This is a genomic window from Cobetia sp. 14N.309.X.WAT.E.A4 (assembly GCF_030397495.1).
Lineage (GTDB): Bacteria > Pseudomonadota > Gammaproteobacteria > Pseudomonadales > Halomonadaceae > Cobetia > Cobetia marina.
Genome location: NZ_JAPNXT010000009.1, coordinates 101543 through 118335, shown reverse-complemented (window position 1 = coordinate 118335; position 16793 = coordinate 101543). Strand labels below are relative to the sequence as shown.

Here is a 16793-nt window from a genome sequence, read left to right as displayed (position 1 = left end):
TCTCAAGGGACATGTCGGCCGTCAGGTGCAGGTTGGCAGGGCGTCAGTGCATCGATTCATCACGTCAACCGGGAACGGGGGTGTCCGCAGCGGCAATGAGACGAAGACAGCCCCTCGCGGGGCTGTCGATGAGGCTAGTGTTACAGGTTTACCAGGAACAGGGAAAGAGACGGAATCAGACAGATGGCCAGCCAGCAGGCCATCAGGGCGATGAAGTAGGGAATCACGTACTTCACCAGTCTGACGTAGGAGATGCCGGTGATGCTGCTGGCGACATACAGATTGAGCCCGAAGGGGGGCGTGACGAAGCCGATGGCCGCACCGACCAGGAAGATGACCGAGAAGTGGATCGGGTCCACGCCGGCCTGCTGGGCGATGGGGGCCAGAATCGGCGCCAGGATGATGGTCACCGGCAGGCTTTCCAGAATCATGCCGGCCAGCAGGATGATCAGCATGCAGGTGCCAAGCGTCAGATAGTAGTTGTCGATACCGCTGAGCATGTCGCTGAGCGCCTGACCGGCCCCCAGTACCGACAGCAGCTGCTGCATGACCACCGAGATGGCGATCAGCGGTGCCAGCATGCCGGCGATCTGGCCTGAGCGCAGCATGATGGTCGGCAGCTTCTTCAGGCTGATTTCCCGTGTGATCAGCAGTCCCGCGATCATGGTGAAGCCTACGGTGATGGCGGCGGCTTCCGTCGGAGAGAACTTGCCCGAGTAGATGCCGTAGACCACCACGCCGATGGTCGCGAAGCCCAGATAGGCCTTGCGTGCCAGCCTCGCGCTGACACCCGCCTTGAAGGGTTGCAGCTGGCCCCAGCCATTTCGGCGGGCCACCAGATAGCAGGCGACCATCATCGCGATGACCATCAGGGCGCCCGGCACCATGCCGGCGATGAACAGGTCGCTGATCGACAGATTCATCATGAAGCCGTAGACGATGAAGATGATGCTGGGCGGAATGATGATGCCCACGGTGCCGCCGGAGGCGGCCGTGGCGGCCGCGAAGCGTTCGTCATAGCCGTTCTTGACCATCTCGGGCTGCATGATCGAGCCGATGGTGGCGGTGGTGCCGGCGTTGGAGCCGGAAATCGCCGCGAACAGACCACAGGCGCCGAGGGTCGACATGCCCATGCCGCCGCGCATCCAGCTCAGGGTCGAGTAGGCGAAGTCGGAGAGTCGCTTGGCGATGCCCGCCGCGTTGATCAGGTCCCCCGTGAGGATGAACAGCGGCAGTGCCAGCAGGCCGAAGAAGCTCAGGCCCTGGAAGAGGGTGACCCCGACATTGGCCAGCGTGAAGTCGATCACCAGACTGGTGCCGACCACCCACAGGCCGATGACGAGGAAGATGGGCACTCCCAGCAGGAAGAAGGCCGTCACGCCCGCCGTGATCAGGGAGATCCAGATGCTGTCAGTCATGATGACCTCCTCAGTCCATGATGGACGGTTGCAGGTTGAAGGACTCGCCGCGGCGATAGCGCGCCCAGTCGGCGTAGAGATTCTGCAGCACGCGATAGATGATCATCACCCACGCCAGCGGTGTGGCGAGGTAGAACCACCACTGCATGACGTTGTCGGTGCCCGGCACGATGGCGTAGTTGTCATAGGCCAGCGTCACCTGGGTGGTGGTGAAGTAGATCACCATCAGCCCGAAGCCGATCCACAGCACGGCATCCAGAATCAGGCAGGCGAACTGGCCACCGCGCGGCAGCTTCATGCGGATCTCGTTGAGGCTCAGGTGCGTGCGCTTCTTGACGTTGAGCGAGGCGCCGAACCAGGTCAGCCACAGGAACAGCAGCACCGGAATGCTGGTGCTCCAGGGGGCCTGCAGGCCGAAGAAGAAGCGCCGGATGACTTCGACGAAGATGATGCCGGCCATGCCGGAATAGGCGATCAGGATGACGACCTGTTCCAGATGGGCATCCAGCCACAGGAAGGGACGCGCCCAGGGCGCGGCCTTCTTGATGGCGGGGTGCTTGGTCGGTTGGCTGAAGATGGTGGTATCGCCCATTACCCCCTCCACCAGCGCTGCGGCTTGACGTTGACGGCGGCAGTGTCGCGGGAGATCTCACGCGCGACGGCATGGATTTCCTGATAGATGTCGAGACCGCCGGACCACTTGTTGAGGCGCTCACGCCATTGCTCCCACGGCTCGGGATTGAATTCCGGCGAGCACATCTGTTCGGCACGTGAGCGTTCGGCATCCGACAGCGGTGCCACACGCACGTTGTTCTCGGCGAAGACGGTGCCGGGGGCGGGGTGCTCGGTGGCCCCGACGATCTCGAAGCGCCCGGCCTCGTTCATGCCCTGGGTGAAGATCTGTGCGCAGTAGGCGGACTCCATCACCTGGTCCTGCAGTTCTGCGCCGAGACTGTCGAACTTGGGCAGGCTCATGCCGGTGTGCTCTGTGCCGGCGAAGAAGCGCAGGTCGACGGCCTGGGAGACCACCGGGGCCATGCCGGCGTAGGCCACGGCGCTCATCCAGGTCTCGGCGCCATCCAGCAGGCCCTGACGCAGGCCATCGAGGGTCTCTTCCCAGGCGACCGGCACCGGATTCAGGCCCAGCTGCTCCATGGCGATCCGGCCCATCTGGGTGCCGGTGACGCGGTTCTTGGTGCCCTTGAGCTGGTCGATGCTGGTGACCAGCGGTTTGTCCTGCCACTTGAGGCCGAGCATGATGCCGCGCAGGTCACAGTGGGTGAACAAAAACTGCAGGTTGTGGCGCTGGCGCAGGGGTTCACGCAGCAGCTGCTCGCTCTTCCTGTGATAGAAGAAGTGGAACATCGAGGCGACGGTGGGGAACAGATAGGCGAAGTCGAGCACGTTCAGGTAGGGCGCGCTGCCCGAGGAATTCTGGGTGGAGGCCGAGTAGATGTCGACGATGCCCTGCTGGGTCTTGGCCACGCAGTCCAGCTGGTTGCAGACCTCGTTGCTGCCCATGAATTCGACGCGGATGGCGCCGTTGGTGCGTTCTTCCAGATCCCGCGCGAAGAACAGCTGGCCGGACTTCTGGATATCGAGATTGCGCTCGTTGAAGCCCGAGGCACCGAAGCGCAGCTGGAACTTGGGCGCAGTCTTGTAGCGTTTCTGCTGCTCCTGATCGGCGGCGCGCGCCAGCGTGGACGCGGTAAGACCTGCGCCGAGGCCGGTGGCGGCCAGCAGGGTCGAGGTCAGACCGAAGCGGCCCGAGATGTCGAGAAAGTCACGGCGTGACAACTTGCTGAGTGGCGATGGCATGGTAGTGCTCCCGGTGTTGTGTTTGCTTTTGTGGTGGGATGCAGTCTGGGCTGAACGCAGTGGGAATCTGGTGTTCCCTGGCGTCATGACACCTGTTGGCGTCTTTTTCTTGTGGTGTCTTTTCACACGTGACGAAAGCGAGCGTGTGACTGGGTTCCGCTTCGGTTCCGCTTCGGCTCCGCTTCGGTCCCGGTTCGGTTCCGCTTCGGTTCCGCTTCGGCTTCGGGGGGCGTTTCACATCCCTTACCGGCGCGAGACAAATCTCAATGTAGGGCAGTTCTTGTGCTTTGGCAAAATAAACGAGACGTTTTGTTTCGTATTTGACGAAACATGCTTTCGATACCATGATTACGAGACAATATGTCTCAATATGGTTGAGAAAATAATGAAAACAACACGTTACGCCAATGCAGACGCCAAAGCCTTCTATGACTACATCGTGATCGGGGCGGGTTCCGCCGGTTGCGTACTGGCCAATCGTCTCACCGAAGACCCTTCCATCAAGGTGCTGCTGCTGGAAGCGGGTGGCTCGGACTGGAATCCGTGGATCCATGTGCCGGTCGGGTATTTCAAGACCATGCACAACCCCGCCACCGACTGGTGCTACCTGACCGACCCGGATGCCGGCATCAATGGTCGTCGGCTGCAATGGCCGCGCGGCAAGGTGCTGGGGGGGTCCAGTTCGCTCAATGGCCTGCTGTACATTCGTGGCCAGCGCGAGGACTACGACGACTGGGCCGCCGAGGGCAATCAAGGTTGGGACTATCAGTCGGTCCTGCCATATTTCCGCAAGTCGGAGTGCCAGGCGCGGGGGGCCAACCAGTGGCATGGGGCGGATGGCCCATTGCATGTCTCGGATCTGCGCCTCAAGCGAGAGATCGCCGAGCGCTTCATCCAGGCAGCGGTGGAGGCGGGGATTCCGCTCAACCAGGACGTCAATGGCGAGCGTCAGGAGGGGGTGGGCTATTTCCAGCAGACCACGTATCGGGGCCTGCGCTGCAGCACGGCCAAGGCATTCCTGCGTCCGGCGCTCACGCGCAGCAATCTGACGCTGGTCAAGCATGCTCACTGCCGTCGGGTATTGCTGGAAGGCAAGCGCGCGGTCGGGGTCGAGTACGAGGTGAAGGGCAATGTCTGCTCGGCGCGGGCGGAGCGCGAAGTGGTGCTGTCCAGCGGCGCCATCGGCAGTCCGCAGATCCTGCAGTGCTCCGGCATCGGGGACCCTGAGCATCTGGCCAGTGTCGGGGTGGAATGTCTGCATGCGCTGCCGGGGGTCGGGGAAAACCTGCAGGACCACCTGCAGGTGCGGCTGGTGTTCAAGACCCAGTGCCGCACCCTCAATGATGAAGTGCGCAGCCCGATCAAGAAGCTGGCGGTCGGCACCCAGTACCTCTTCACACGCACCGGCCCGCTGACCCTGGCGGCCAGCCAGGTGTGTGCCTTTACCCAGTCACGCGAGGGGCTGACACGCCCGGATATCCAGTTCCACATGCAGCCGCTGAGTGCCGACAAGCCCGCCGATGGCGTGCACCCGTTCTCGGCGTTCACCTCGTCCGTATGCCAGTTGCGTCCGCACAGCCGCGGCCATGTGCGCATCACCAGCGCGGATGCCAGCGTCTATCCCTCCATCCAGCCCAACTACCTCAGTGCCGAGGAAGATCGCCGCGTGGTGGTGGACGCCATCAAGGTGGCGCGGCGTATCGCCCGGGCGGCACCGCTGGCCGCCGTGATCAGCGAAGAGTACGTGCCCGGCGTGCAGTACGAGAGTGACGAGGAGTTGCTGGAGGCCGCGCGCCAGTTCAGCCAGACCATCTACCACCCGGCGGGGACCTGCAAGATGGGCCACGACCCGCTGGCGGTGGTGGATGACGCGCTGCGAGTGCATGGCCTGCACGGATTGCGGGTGGTCGATGCCTCGATCATGCCGGTGATCGTCTCGGGCAACACCAATGCCCCGACCATCATGATCGCCGAGAAGGCCGCTGACATGATCAAGGCGGCTCAGCGCGAGATGGCGCAGGCGAGCTAGCAGGCACCGGCATCTGTCATCTTCCAGGGCAGGGCTCAGGCCCTGCCATCCTGCTTGCCTTTTCATGGGATATTCGCGTGGCCAATCACGACAGCTCATCACTTCACGACACATCGACACCGCCTGCCCGTCTGTTGCGGAATCTGGAAGGGCGCGTGCGCATCATCATGCCGGGTCTGCTGATCTGCATCCTCATCGCGCTGGCGACCACCTTCATCGCCGATCACTACGGCGGCCCGACGCTGCTGTATGCCTTGCTGTTCGGCATGTCGCTGCACTTTCTCTCCGAGGACGGACCCTGCAGGGCGGGGATCGAGTTCGCCTCCAAGACGGTACTGCGCCTCGGCGTGGCGCTATTGGGCGTGCGCATCACGCTGGAGCAGGTCGCAAGTCTCGGTGTTGGCCCGGTGATCACGGTGGTGCTCGGGGTGGTGGCCACCATCGTGTTCGGCGCGCTGCTGGCGCGCGTGATGGGGCTGGACCGTGACATGGGGCTGTTGACCGGTGGCTCGGTGGCCATCTGCGGTGCCTCGGCGGCACTGGCGCTGTCGGCAGTGATGCCGCGCAACGCGACCAGTGAGCGTCACACCATCATGACCGTGGTCGGGGTGACGACCCTCTCGACCGTGGCGATGATCACCTATCCGCTGATCGTCAGACTGCTGGGGTTGGAGGATACCGAGGCCGGCATCTTCCTCGGCGGCACCATCCACGACGTGGCCCAGGTGGTGGGGGCGGGCTACATCATTTCCGAGCACACCGGCGATGTCTCCACCTTCGTCAAGCTGCTGCGCGTGGCGATGCTGGTACCGGCGGTGATGGTCTTCATGCTGCTGTTTCGCAGTGCACGTCAGGCCAATGGCGATGAGGGGGGCAAGGTGCCGATGTTCCCCACCTTCCTGATCGCCTTCGTGGCCCTGGTGCTGATCAACAGTCTCGGCTGGGTGCCGAGCGTCGCCGTGGAAGGCTTCACCGACCTCTCACGCTGGTGTCTGGTGGCGGCGATTGCCGCGCTGGGCGTCAAGACGTCGTTTCAGAAGCTGGCGGTGGTGGGCTGGAAGCCGGTGATCCTGATGGTGGTGGAAACTCTCTTCCTGCTGGTGCTGGTGACGCTGTGCATCAAGTTCGGGCTGGCCAGCGTGTGACCTGACGGTATGGAGCGCACGGGGGCAGAACGACACGGGCCCTGCCATGACTGGCAGGGCCCGTGTCGTTGATGAGGGAGGGTCCCGAGGGGGCAGATGTCAGCCCGTGAGCGGCTGATACAGCCAGCCAATCAGGGCGATAAGATGCCTCAATTGCTTATCGGCCCACGAGTCGTATGATCTGCGCTATCGGTACGTGTCTGACGCTGAGTCGTCAGCGCAGCGCGCCGCATCCCCATTTCTCTGGAGTCCGATCATGTCTGAATCCCTCGTGCTGGCCTGTCCGCAATGTCTCGCTCTCAATCGTTTGGCCACCGCGCGTCTGGATGACAACCCCAGCTGCGGCAAGTGCAGCGCCGCCGTACTGCCCAAGGAGCCGCTGGAACTGACCAGCGACAACTTCGAGGCCCTGGTAGTGCGCAGTGAAATGCCGGTGGTCATCGACTTCTGGGCCAGCTGGTGTGGCCCGTGCAAGATGATGGGGCCGATCTTCAATGAAGTCGCCGCGCAGATGGGCACCCGTGTGCGTTTCGCCAAGATCGACACCGAAGCCCAGCAGGCGCTGGCCGGTCGTTTCGGCATCCGCAGCATTCCGACGCTGCTGGTGATGAAGCAGGGCAAGGAGCTGGCGCGCGAATCAGGCGTGATGCAGGCCGGTCAGCTCAAGCAGTGGCTGGCACCGCACGCGGTGTGACCACGGCCCGCGCGCGAGAAGTCCGCAGTTGAGCGTTCAGGGAAACCCGGACGCAGCTCAAGAACTGACAACGCCTGACGTGCAATCGCGTCAGGCGTTGTCGTCTCAGTCGGCCTTGTCGTATCAGTCGACGTAAACCATCTTGCGCGTCATGCCGCCATCGACGACATGATTCTGGCCGGTGATGAAGCCGGCCTTTTCCGAGATGAGGAAGGCCACCAGCGCGGCGATGTCATCGACATGGCCGACGCGTCCGACGGGATGCTGGGCGTGGTCTTCGTCACTCAGCGACTCCGCCTCACCGTCCTTCTGCAGGTGGCTTACATCGATCCAGCCTGGACTGACCGCATTGACGCGAATCTCCGGCCCGAGGCTCATCGCCATGGCGTGGGTGAGGGCGACGATGCCGCCCTTGCTGGCGGCGTAGGCTTCGGTATCCGGCTCGGATTGCAGGGCGCGGCTGGAGGCCAGATTGACGATGCTGCCGCCAGTCTCGCGCAGATGGTGCGCGGCGTGCTTGGCGGTCAGGAAGCTGCTGGTCAGGCTGGTATCCAGTACCTGATGCCAGCGCTCAAGGGACAGTTCCTCGAGCTTGCCCTGGAAGGGGTCGGCGATCGCGGCGTTGTTGATCACGGCGTCCAGGTGCCCGAAGGCCTGGCAGGTGGCCGCGATGCTGGCGGCGACGGCGTCTTCATTGCGCACATCCACGGCCTCGACGCGCAGGCTGTCCGGCTCGCCGTGGGTCGCGGCGTGACTCGCCAGATACTGCTCGCCCGCCCGGGCGTCGATATCCACCACCGCGACTCGCCAGCCACGGGCGAGCAGGTAGTCACTGATGCCGCGTCCGATTCCCTGGGCACCGCCGGTGATATAGGCCACTTTGCGTGTCATCATCGTGAAGTCTCTTGCGTTCTGGGTGGGGAATGTCCTTCATGGTCTCTCGTCCTGCCGGGTCTGCCACGTCGTTTCCGACGTGGCGCCGGCCTTCGACATGGCGACCCTGACCTGTGTCCTGATCGTGAGGATGACAAGCGGGGCATGCGAAAGCATGACGTGACGAGACATTGCCATCATGCCAGCTACTGGTCGAGTGCCCCGTGGCAGACGCGACGACCTGATGAGACTGGCTGATTCTGTTGGTCTGTCCGCCTTGGCGACTTATCGCTTCGTCTAACAGCTGTCACACTTGGCACTGAAGTATTCGGAACTTCGCATTTACCCCCTCGCGAGTGGTGATCCGTCGTCTGGCCGTGTCAGGGGACGGGAACCCCTGCGCGACAGGATTGCCTGAAAGACGCCATCCCCGAATTTTCAGGAGCGCTGCCCATCACGGGAAATGGGCAGCGACATGAGGAACGAACATGAAGGATCACAGGCAACGCGGACTGATGGTGGGCGTGGCGATGCTGCTGGCGCTGGCGAGCGGCTGTGACGAGCTGGGTGCGCCGCGCCCTGCCAGTGTCACCACGCTGCTCGAGCACTCGGAGGCCTGGCAGGGCGAGCAGGTGGCCGTGCAGGGCAGGATACGCAGTGAGCAGGTGCCGGAGCGCTACTGGCTGGAAGGCGCCGGGCAGCAGCGTATCGAGCTGCATCCTCCCGAACGCATCGGTGCCTATCTCGGGCGCGAAGTCCAGATCAGCGGTCGTTTCGAATTCAAGGTGGGTGGGCAACGGCTGATCGAGATTTCCAACGTCACGCCCCTGGACAAGCCGACTCCCAAGCAGTGAGTGCTCACAGACCCCCGGCGAGATCGGGTGTTCTTGAGCATCAGCGCATGAAGCCCCGCCAGAGCAGACTCTGGCGGGGCTTCATTATTCATGGCTCATGGCTCTTCATTCATGGCTCATGGCCCATGACGCTTCTCTGGTGTCGCCAGAGGCACTCGAACCGCTCAGGCCTTCTTCACGAACATGGACTTGAGCTTCATCGGGCCGACGCCATCCACCTTGCAGTCGATGTCGTGGTCCCCTTCGATCAGGCGGATGTTCTTGACCTTGGTCCCGACCTTGACCACGGAGGAGGTGCCCTTGATCTTCAGGTCCTTGATCACGGTGACGGTGTCGCCATCCACCAGCTCGTTGCCGTTGGCATCACGATAGACCGGCCCGGTGTCCTCGACGACGGCCTCCTTGGACCACTCGTGGGCACACTCCGGGCAGACGAACTGCATGCCGTCGTCGTAGGTGAATTCGGAATTGCAGGCCGGGCAGTTGGGGAGGGCGCTCATCTCGGTGTCCTGAAGTCTGTCCCGCTTGTGTCGTGCGCCTGCGGGGTGCGCGGCGCTCAAGGCAAGGACATGCGATGGAAAGGCGCGCATCGGGCTCAAGCGGTGCGCGGAAGCCGGCAAGCCTACACCGATTGCGGGCAGATGGCCCACTGCTGCGGCGCTTGGTCGCAATTCCGACGGCAACCTTCCCCGCTCGCCATCAGCCGTTCGCCATCAGAGCCTGGCCGACGCGTGAGCCATTGGGGCGCCCTAGCTTGCGGCTGATCCAGTCGCCGGTCGCGGCCAGGCGTGCCAGATCCACGCCAGTGTCGATGCCCATTCCCTGCAGCAGATAGAGCACATCCTCGGTGGCGACATTGCCCGAGGCCCCCTTGGCATAGGGACAGCCCCCCAGTCCGGCCACCGAGCTATCGATCACCGCGATGCCTTCTTCCATCACCGCGTAGAGGTTGGCAAGCGCTTGCCCATAGGTGTCGTGGAAGTGGGCGGCGAGGCGTTCGACCGGCACCTCGCGGCTGACGCGTTCCAGCATCTGCTTGGCCTTGAGCGGGGTGCCGGTGCCGATGGTGTCCCCCAGCGAGACTTCATGACAGCCCATGTCACGCAGCTCACGCGCGACCGCCGCGACCTGCTCAGGGGCGATCTCGCCCTCGTAGGGGCAGCCCAGCACGCAGGACACGTAGCCGCGCACACGCACGCCGGCTGCCGCTGCACGCGCCATCACGGGGGCGAAGCGCTGGAGAGATTCCGCGATCGAGCAGTTGATGTTGCGCTGCGAGAAGGACTCGCTGGCCGCACCGAACACCGCCACCTCACGCACGCCACACTCAAGCGCCGCCTCCAGCCCCTTGAGATTGGGAGTGAGGGCGGAGTAAGTGGCCACTCCACGGGTGTCATGCTCAGCCAGTGCCAGCATGATCTCGCGATGGTCCGCCATCTGGGGTACCCAGCGGGGGGAGACGAAACTGGCGGCTTCGACATGGCGCAGGCCCGAGTCGGCAAGGCGCCGGATCAGTTCCAGCTTGGTCGTCGTATCGACATGGGCGGACTCGTTCTGCAGGCCATCACGCGCGCCAACCTCGACGATACGTACGCTGTCAGGAAAGTGCATGCTCACTCACTCCTTGGCGTCGTCAGCCGTGAATTCCAGCAGCACGTCACCCTGGGTGACGCTGTCGCCGGCACGGAAGTGGAACTGCGCGACCTGACCATCGGTGGGCGCGTTCATGGTGTGCTCCATCTTCATGGCCTCCATCACCATCAAGGGCGTGCCGGCCGTCACCGCGACGCCGGCCTCGACCAGCTGGGCGACCACGGTGCCATTCATCGGGGCGTTGAGGGTCGCCTGGGTCTCATGCTGCGCGTGGTCGACGGCGTCCGCGCGGCGCCACAGCAGGCGTGACTCGGACGGGAGTGCGTCGCTGCTCTGCGCGCAGGTCAGCACCAGCAGCTCGCCGCCACGCGCCGGGGCGTGACTGGCCTGATAGCGACGACGGTGCCCGTCCAGCGTCACGGCGATGGCATTGCCGGCAAGACGCGACAGGTGGCCATCAAGGCGTGTCGTCTGGCGCTTCCCGTGAGAGTGGGTGCTCACTTCCAGCTGCCAGCCCGAGGCAGGCACAGGGGCGTCGTTCACGCTCGCGGGCCCGCCCGAGGCACGCGGGCGGCGGGCGATGACCTGGGCCACCTTGTCGCTGTGTTCCTCGCATTCGGCGTCCCCGGGCAGGCAGAACGCCAACGTCACCTGGTGGGGCGTGCCATTGCGCCAGCCATCACGGCGCTGCCAGGGGCTGACAGGCTGGGTCGGCGCGGACGAGCCAGACGCGTCATCGCTGTCATTGAGGCGTGCCAGGGCCAGCAGGGCACTCGTCGCCAGCGTGCCGGGGTCCAGCTCAGGCGTCGGAAACAGACTGGCGTGGTGACGCTCGATGAAGCGGGTATCCAGATGGGCGGCGCGGAAATCCGGATGCGCCGCCAGTCGCGTCAGGAAGGCACGGTTGGTGGTCACACCACGGATCTCGAGCGCCGCCAGGGCACGCAGCAACGCATCGAGTGCCTGTTCACGGCTTGGGCCGAAGGTGATCAGCTTGGCCAGCATCGGGTCGTAATGCATCGAGACGTCATCGCCCTCGGCGACGCCGCTGTCCAGACGCACCTTGAGGGCCGTCGAGCCGGAGGCCTGTTGCGCGCTCTCGACCTCGGCACCGGCAAGTCCGGCGCCGATGAGATCCAGTCGAAAGCGTTCCAGCAGACCGGTGGCAGGCAGGAAGTCGTTGTCGGGGTCCTCGGCATAGAGCCGCGCCTCGAAGCTGTGGCCCTTGAGCTCAAGCTCATCCTGCTGGCGGGGCAGTGGCTCGCCACGCGCGATGCGCAGTTGCCATTCGACCAGGTCCTCGCCGGTGATCATCTCGGTGACGGGATGCTCGACCTGCAGACGAGTATTCATCTCCATGAAGTAGAAGGCGCCATGGCTTTCGCTGCCGGGCTGCGGGGCATCGAGGAGGAATTCGATGGTACCGGCGCCGACGTAGCCGATTTCCCGTGCGGCGCGTACCGCGGCCTCGCCCATCTCGCGGCGCAGTGCCGGTGTCAGGCCGGGCGCCGGGGCTTCTTCCAGCACCTTCTGGTGACGACGCTGGACACTGCAATCGCGCTCGAACAGATAGACGCCACTGCCATGACTGTCACAGAACACCTGCACCTCGACATGGCGCGGCTGGGTCAGATACTTCTCGATCAGCATGCGCTCGTCGCCGAAGGCCGCGCGGGATTCGCGTCGGCAGCTGTCCAGCGCTGCCTGGAATTCCCGTGCCTGCTCGACCACGCGCATGCCCTTGCCGCCACCGCCGGCGCAGGCCTTGATCAAGACCGGGTAGCCCATGCGGTCGGCTTCGGACTGCAGTAGCGCGTCACTCTGGTCATCGCCGTGATAGCCGGGCACCAACGGCACGCTGGCGGCCTGCATGCGCGCCTTGGCGGCCGACTTGTCGCCCATGGCCGCGATGGCACTTTCCGGCGGGCCGACGAAGATCAGTCCGGCCTCGGCCAGGGCGCGCACGAAGCCGGCATTCTCGGACAGGAAACCATAGCCCGGGTGCACGGCATCGGCGCCACATTGGCGGGCTGCCGCGATGACCTTGTCGACATCCAGATAGCTCTCCCTGGCGCTGGCAGGGCCGAGGCGCACGGCTTCGTCGGCTTCCCGCACGTGCAGGGCATTGGCATCGGCATCGGAGTAGACCGCAACGGTCTGGATGCCCATGGCGCGAGCGGTGCGCATCACGCGGACCGCTATCTCACCTCGGTTGGCGATCAGCAGCTTGCGGATCTCACCGCAACCGGTGGGCAGTCGCTGTTCAGTATCGCGATTGACGTTCATGGCAAGATCCCGTGGCGAAGTGGAAAAAGGGGGCGGTCGCAAGGCGCGTCTCAGCAGAAGACCGAGGGTGGCTCAGGACGTTGTCCGCGAGTCGATGAAGGGCGCGTCATGATGATGCGCTGTCGTCGTCGGATGGCGCCCAGGGCGGGCGAGTCCCGGCGAAGAATGCCGCCAGTCCAGCCTGCCCCTGTTCACTGACCCTCAGCTGGCTGATCACCTCACAGCAGCGTGTCTGACGCCGGGTGTCGTCGTCGGCGACGGCCACCTCGGCGAGCAGGGCCTTGGTGGCGCGGCTGGCCTCGGGCGAGGTCGCCAGCAGCGTGTTCACCATGTCGGCGACGCGCGCCTCCAGCAATTCATCACTGCACACGTCGTGCACCAGCCCCAGCTGGTGGGCGGTGTGGGCATCGATGACTTCCGCGGTTAGTGCATAGCGGCGCATCTGGCGCATGCCGATGGCGCGCTGCACGTAGGGGCTGATCACCGCCGGTGCCAGGCCGATGCGCACCTCGGAGAGACAGAAGCGGGCGCGTTCGGCCGCCAGCACGATGTCGCAGCAGGCCGCCAGACCCACGGCGCCGCCGAAGGTGGCCCCCTGCACGCGGCACACGCTGGGACAGGGCAGTTCATCGAGCAGCTGCATCAGGCGGGCAAGCTCCCGGGAATCGGCAAGGTTATCCTCGCGCGAATACTCGACCATGCGCTGCATCCACTTGAGGTCGGCCCCGGCCGAGAAGCTCTTGCCTTCGGAGGCCAGCACCATCACGCGTACCTCGCCCTGACTCGCCAGGGCGTGCAGGTGCGTCAGATGGCCGTTCAGCGCCTTGATCAACCGGTCATCGAAGGCGTTGTGCACCTCGGGGCGCGCCAGGGTCAGAGTGGCGACACCGCGCTTGTCGATCTCGAGTCGGCAGAATTCAGTCATCGTCACCTTGTCCAATCAGTTAGCCAATGGATCATCATTCATCCAATGAGTCGGCTGTCAGGGCGTCTCTCTGGTTGAGCGAATCACATGCGGAAGACACCGAAGCGACTCTCCTCTATCTCGGCATTCATCGCGGCGGCCAGTGACAGGCCGAGAATGTCGCGGGTCTGCAGCGGGTCGATCACGCCATCGTCCCAGAGTCTGGCGCTGGCATAGCAGGGGTGGCCCTGATGCTCGTATTGTTCGCGCACCGGTGCCTTGAAGTCCTCCTGTGCCTGTTGCGGCCAGTCGCGGCCCTCCCGCGCATGCTGCTCATACTTGACCTGGGCCAGCACGTTGGCCGCCTGCTCGCCGCCCATCACCGAGATGCGTGCGTTGGGCCACATGAACAGCAGGTTGGGGTCGTAGGCGCGGCCACACATGCCGTAATTGCCGGCGCCGAAACTGCCGCCGATCAGCACCGTGAACTTGGGGACCCTGGCACAGGCCACCGCCGTCACCAGCTTGGCACCGTGCTTGGCGATGCCCTCGTGCTCGTAACGTGAGCCGACCATGAAGCCGGTGATGTTCTGCAGGAAGATCAGCGGAATCTTGCGCTGGGCGCACAGCTCGATGAAGTGGGCGCCCTTGACGGCACTTTCCGAGAACAGCACGCCGTTGTTGGCGATGATGCCCACCGGATGGCCGTGCAGGTGAGCGAAGCCGGTCACCAGTGTCTCGCCGTAGTAGCGCTTGAATTCATCGAAGTCCGAATCATCCACCAGCCGACCGATCACTTCGCGCACGTCATAGGGCTTCTTGAGGTCCGTGCCGACGATGCCGTAGAGCTCGTTGGGGTCCAGGCGTGGCGGGCGGGATTCGCGCAGCGCGAGCTGCCCCTTGCGCTGCCAGTTGAGGCGCGAGACGGCTCGCCGTGCCAGTTGCAGGGCGTGGGCGTCATTGTCGGCGAAGTGATCGGCCACGCCGCTGATCTTGCAGTGCACCTCGGCACCACCGAGTGCCTCGGCGCTGATGTCCTCGCCGGTGGCCGCCTTCACCAGCGGCGGGCCGGCGAGGAAGATGGTGCCTTGCTCGCGCACGATGATGGATTCATCGGCCATCGCCGGAACGTAGGCGCCACCGGCGGTGCACGAGCCCATCACCACGGCGATCTGCGGAATGCCTTCGGCGGAGAGCGTCGCCTGGTTGTAGAAGATGCGGCCGAAGTGATCGCGGTCCGGGAAGACCTCGTCCTGATGGGGCAGATGCGCGCCACCGGAATCCACCAGGTAGAGGCAGGGCAGGCGATGCTTGCGGGCCACTTCCTGGGCGCGCAGGTGCTTCTTCACCGTCAGCGGAAAATAGGTGCCGCCCTTGACGGTGGCATCGTTGGCGACGATGACGCATTCCACACCGCTGACGCGGCCGATGCCGGTGACCAGCCCCGCGCCGGGCACCGGGCTGTCATAGACGTCATGCGCCGCCAGCGCCGACAGCTCCAGGAAGGGTGATCCCTCATCGATGAGGTGGTCGATACGTTCCCGCACGAACAGCTTGCCGCGCGATTCGTGGCGTTCGCGGGCCTTGTCGCCACCACCGGCGGCGACGCCGTCCAGCAGCTGGTGCAGGCGCTCGACCTCGGCCTGCATCGCGGCATGATTGGCACGGAACTGGTCGCTACGCGGATTGATCAGGGAGGTCAGAATGGCCATGCGGCAGCTCCATCAGCGAAGGGAAACGGATGGTGTGGGGCGTCATGCGCTTTCATTGAACAGCTCGCGGCCAATCAGCATGCGGCGTATCTCGCTGGTGCCGGCACCGATCTCGTAGAGCTTGGCATCGCGCAGCAGACGGCCGGTGGCGTACTCGTTGATGTAGCCATTGCCGCCCAGCAGCTGGATGGCATCCAGCGCCATCTGGGTGGCCTTCTCGGCGCAATAGAGAATGACGCCGGCGGCGTCCTTGCGCGAGGTCTGGCCGCGATCACAGGCGCCGGCCACGGCGTAGAGATAGGCGCGGCAGGCATTCAGCGTGGTGTACATGTCGGCAATCTTGCCCTGTACCAGCTGGAACTCGCCGATCGCCTGGCCGAACTGACGGCGCTCATGCAGATAGGGCACCACGATGTCCATGCAGGCCTGCATGATGCCGATGGGGCCGGCGGCGAGCACGGTGCGCTCGAAGTCCAGTCCACGCATCAGGACCTTCACGCCGCGATTGACCTCGCCGAGCACGTTCTCGGCCGGCACCTGACAGTCCTGGAAGACCAGTTCGCAGGTGTTGGAGCCGCGCATGCCCAGCTTGTCGAGCTTCTGCGCGGTGGAGAAGCCGGGGAAGTCGCGTTCGATGATGAAGGCGGTGATGCCCTTGGAGCCGGCGTCCGGGTCGGTCTTGGCATAGACGACCAGTGTGTGGGCATCCGGGCCATTGGTGATCCACATCTTGTTGCCGTTGAGCACGTAGTGGTCACCTCGCTTCTCGGCCTTGAGCTTCATCGAGACCACGTCCGAGCCTGCGCCGGGCTCTGACATCGCCAGGGCACCGACATGCTCACCGCTCATCAGCCTGGGCAGGTAGCGCGCCTTCTGCTCCGCGCTGCCGTTGAGCTTGATCTGGTTGACGCACAGGTTGGAGTGGGCCCCATAGGACAGCGCCACCGAGGCACTGGCCCGCGAGATCTCTTCCATGGCGATGCAGTGCGCCAGATAGCCCATGCCACTGCCGCCATCTTCCTCGGGGACGGTGATGCCCAGCAGGCCCATGTCGCCGAACTTCTGCCACAGGTCATCGGGGAAGGCATTGCTGGCGTCGATCTCCGCGGCGCGTGGTGCGATCTCGTCGCGGGCAAAGGCATTGATCTGCTCACGCAGCAGGGTGTGTGTCTCGTCGAGTCCGAAATCCAGCGGCGTATAGAGGCTGTGCATGAGCGGGCATCCTTTGCAGCGATGAGATGAGAAGCGCTTCGAGCGTCTTGACTGTGCGTGCAGCCACGCGACAGGCGAGGCAGTGTGCATGGCCGGTGCAGGCGGTGGGAGATTCGTCAGTGACAGCCCGCCTGAGGTGGCTCTGGAATCACTCTAGAGTAAAGTTGACGTTAACGTAAAGGTTATCATCATGCGCTTTGACCAAGGTCGCAGGCAGTGTCAGCTGACGTGTGCTGGCTCTTGGGATCGCGCCGG

Annotated in this window: 14 protein-coding genes; 4 read left to right on the top strand and 10 right to left on the bottom strand. The window is 64.3% G+C overall.

The genetic code is table 11. The annotated features are described in order from the left end of the window. Positions 1-140: 140 nt before the first annotated feature. From OW493_RS13170 to dctP, 3 genes are read right to left on the bottom strand one after another with little or no spacing between them, the layout of a single operon-like run. Positions 141-1418 (bottom strand): TRAP transporter large permease, encoded by a 1278-nt coding sequence (locus OW493_RS13170; RefSeq protein ID WP_176503114.1) that lies wholly within the window; start codon positions 1416-1418, stop codon positions 141-143. A gap of 10 nt (positions 1419-1428) precedes the next feature. Further along, entirely contained in the window at positions 1429-2010 is a 582-nt protein-coding gene (locus OW493_RS13165; protein ID WP_077374878.1) for a TRAP transporter small permease, read from the bottom strand. Further along, positions 2010-3236: a TRAP transporter substrate-binding protein DctP gene (gene dctP / locus OW493_RS13160; RefSeq protein ID WP_191237517.1), complete on the bottom strand. Its 1227-nt coding sequence runs from the start codon at positions 3234-3236 to the stop codon at positions 2010-2012. The genes OW493_RS13165 and dctP overlap by 1 nt, the downstream gene beginning before the upstream one ends. Before the next feature lie 385 nt (positions 3237-3621). On the opposite strand from dctP, the gene OW493_RS13155 reads away from it, so the two are divergent. From OW493_RS13155 to trxC, 3 genes are all read left to right on the top strand, one after another. Beyond that, the gene (locus OW493_RS13155) at positions 3622-5265 is read left to right on the top strand and encodes a choline dehydrogenase (protein WP_077374875.1); all 1644 of its coding nucleotides are present in this window, start codon (positions 3622-3624) and stop codon (positions 5263-5265) included. A 155-nt stretch (positions 5266-5420) separates the two neighbouring features. Continuing rightward, positions 5421-6410 (top strand): putative sulfate exporter family transporter, encoded by a 990-nt coding sequence (locus tag OW493_RS13150; RefSeq protein ID WP_240499674.1) that lies wholly within the window; start codon positions 5421-5423, stop codon positions 6408-6410. A 256-nt stretch (positions 6411-6666) separates the two neighbouring features. Further along, entirely contained in the window at positions 6667-7104 is a 438-nt protein-coding gene (gene trxC, locus OW493_RS13145; protein WP_289864376.1) for a thioredoxin TrxC, read from the top strand. A 123-nt stretch (positions 7105-7227) separates the two neighbouring features. On the opposite strand, the gene OW493_RS13140 is transcribed toward trxC, so the two are convergent. Next, positions 7228-7998: an SDR family oxidoreductase gene (locus OW493_RS13140; protein ID WP_289864375.1), complete on the bottom strand. Its 771-nt coding sequence runs from the start codon at positions 7996-7998 to the stop codon at positions 7228-7230. Positions 7999-8465: 467 nt separating this feature from the next. Between OW493_RS13140 and OW493_RS13135 the strand changes: the two genes are divergently transcribed. After that, positions 8466-8831 (top strand): hypothetical protein, encoded by a 366-nt coding sequence (locus tag OW493_RS13135; protein ID WP_077374866.1) that lies wholly within the window; start codon positions 8466-8468, stop codon positions 8829-8831. A 164-nt stretch (positions 8832-8995) separates the two neighbouring features. Here OW493_RS13135 and OW493_RS13130 read toward each other — a convergent pair whose 3' ends face one another. From OW493_RS13130 to OW493_RS13105, 6 genes are all read right to left on the bottom strand, one after another. After that, positions 8996-9331, bottom strand: a complete 336-nt coding sequence (locus tag OW493_RS13130; RefSeq protein WP_077374863.1) for a zinc ribbon domain-containing protein YjdM — start codon at positions 9329-9331, stop codon at positions 8996-8998. A gap of 199 nt (positions 9332-9530) precedes the next feature. Continuing rightward, positions 9531-10442 (bottom strand): hydroxymethylglutaryl-CoA lyase, encoded by a 912-nt coding sequence (locus tag OW493_RS13125; protein ID WP_289864374.1) that lies wholly within the window; start codon positions 10440-10442, stop codon positions 9531-9533. 6 nt (positions 10443-10448) lie between these two features. Then, entirely contained in the window at positions 10449-12710 is a 2262-nt protein-coding gene (locus tag OW493_RS13120; RefSeq protein WP_289864372.1) for an acetyl/propionyl/methylcrotonyl-CoA carboxylase subunit alpha, read from the bottom strand. A gap of 106 nt (positions 12711-12816) precedes the next feature. Then, positions 12817-13635 carry an enoyl-CoA hydratase-related protein gene (locus tag OW493_RS13115; RefSeq protein WP_289864371.1) on the bottom strand — a complete coding sequence of 273 codons (819 nt, stop codon included), beginning with the start codon at positions 13633-13635 and terminating at the stop codon, positions 12817-12819. Positions 13636-13718: 83 nt separating this feature from the next. After that, positions 13719-15326 carry a carboxyl transferase domain-containing protein gene (locus OW493_RS13110; protein ID WP_077374851.1) on the bottom strand — a complete coding sequence of 536 codons (1608 nt, stop codon included), beginning with the start codon at positions 15324-15326 and terminating at the stop codon, positions 13719-13721. A 42-nt stretch (positions 15327-15368) separates the two neighbouring features. Next, entirely contained in the window at positions 15369-16538 is a 1170-nt protein-coding gene (locus tag OW493_RS13105; protein WP_077374848.1) for an isovaleryl-CoA dehydrogenase, read from the bottom strand. Positions 16539-16793 lie beyond the last annotated feature (255 nt).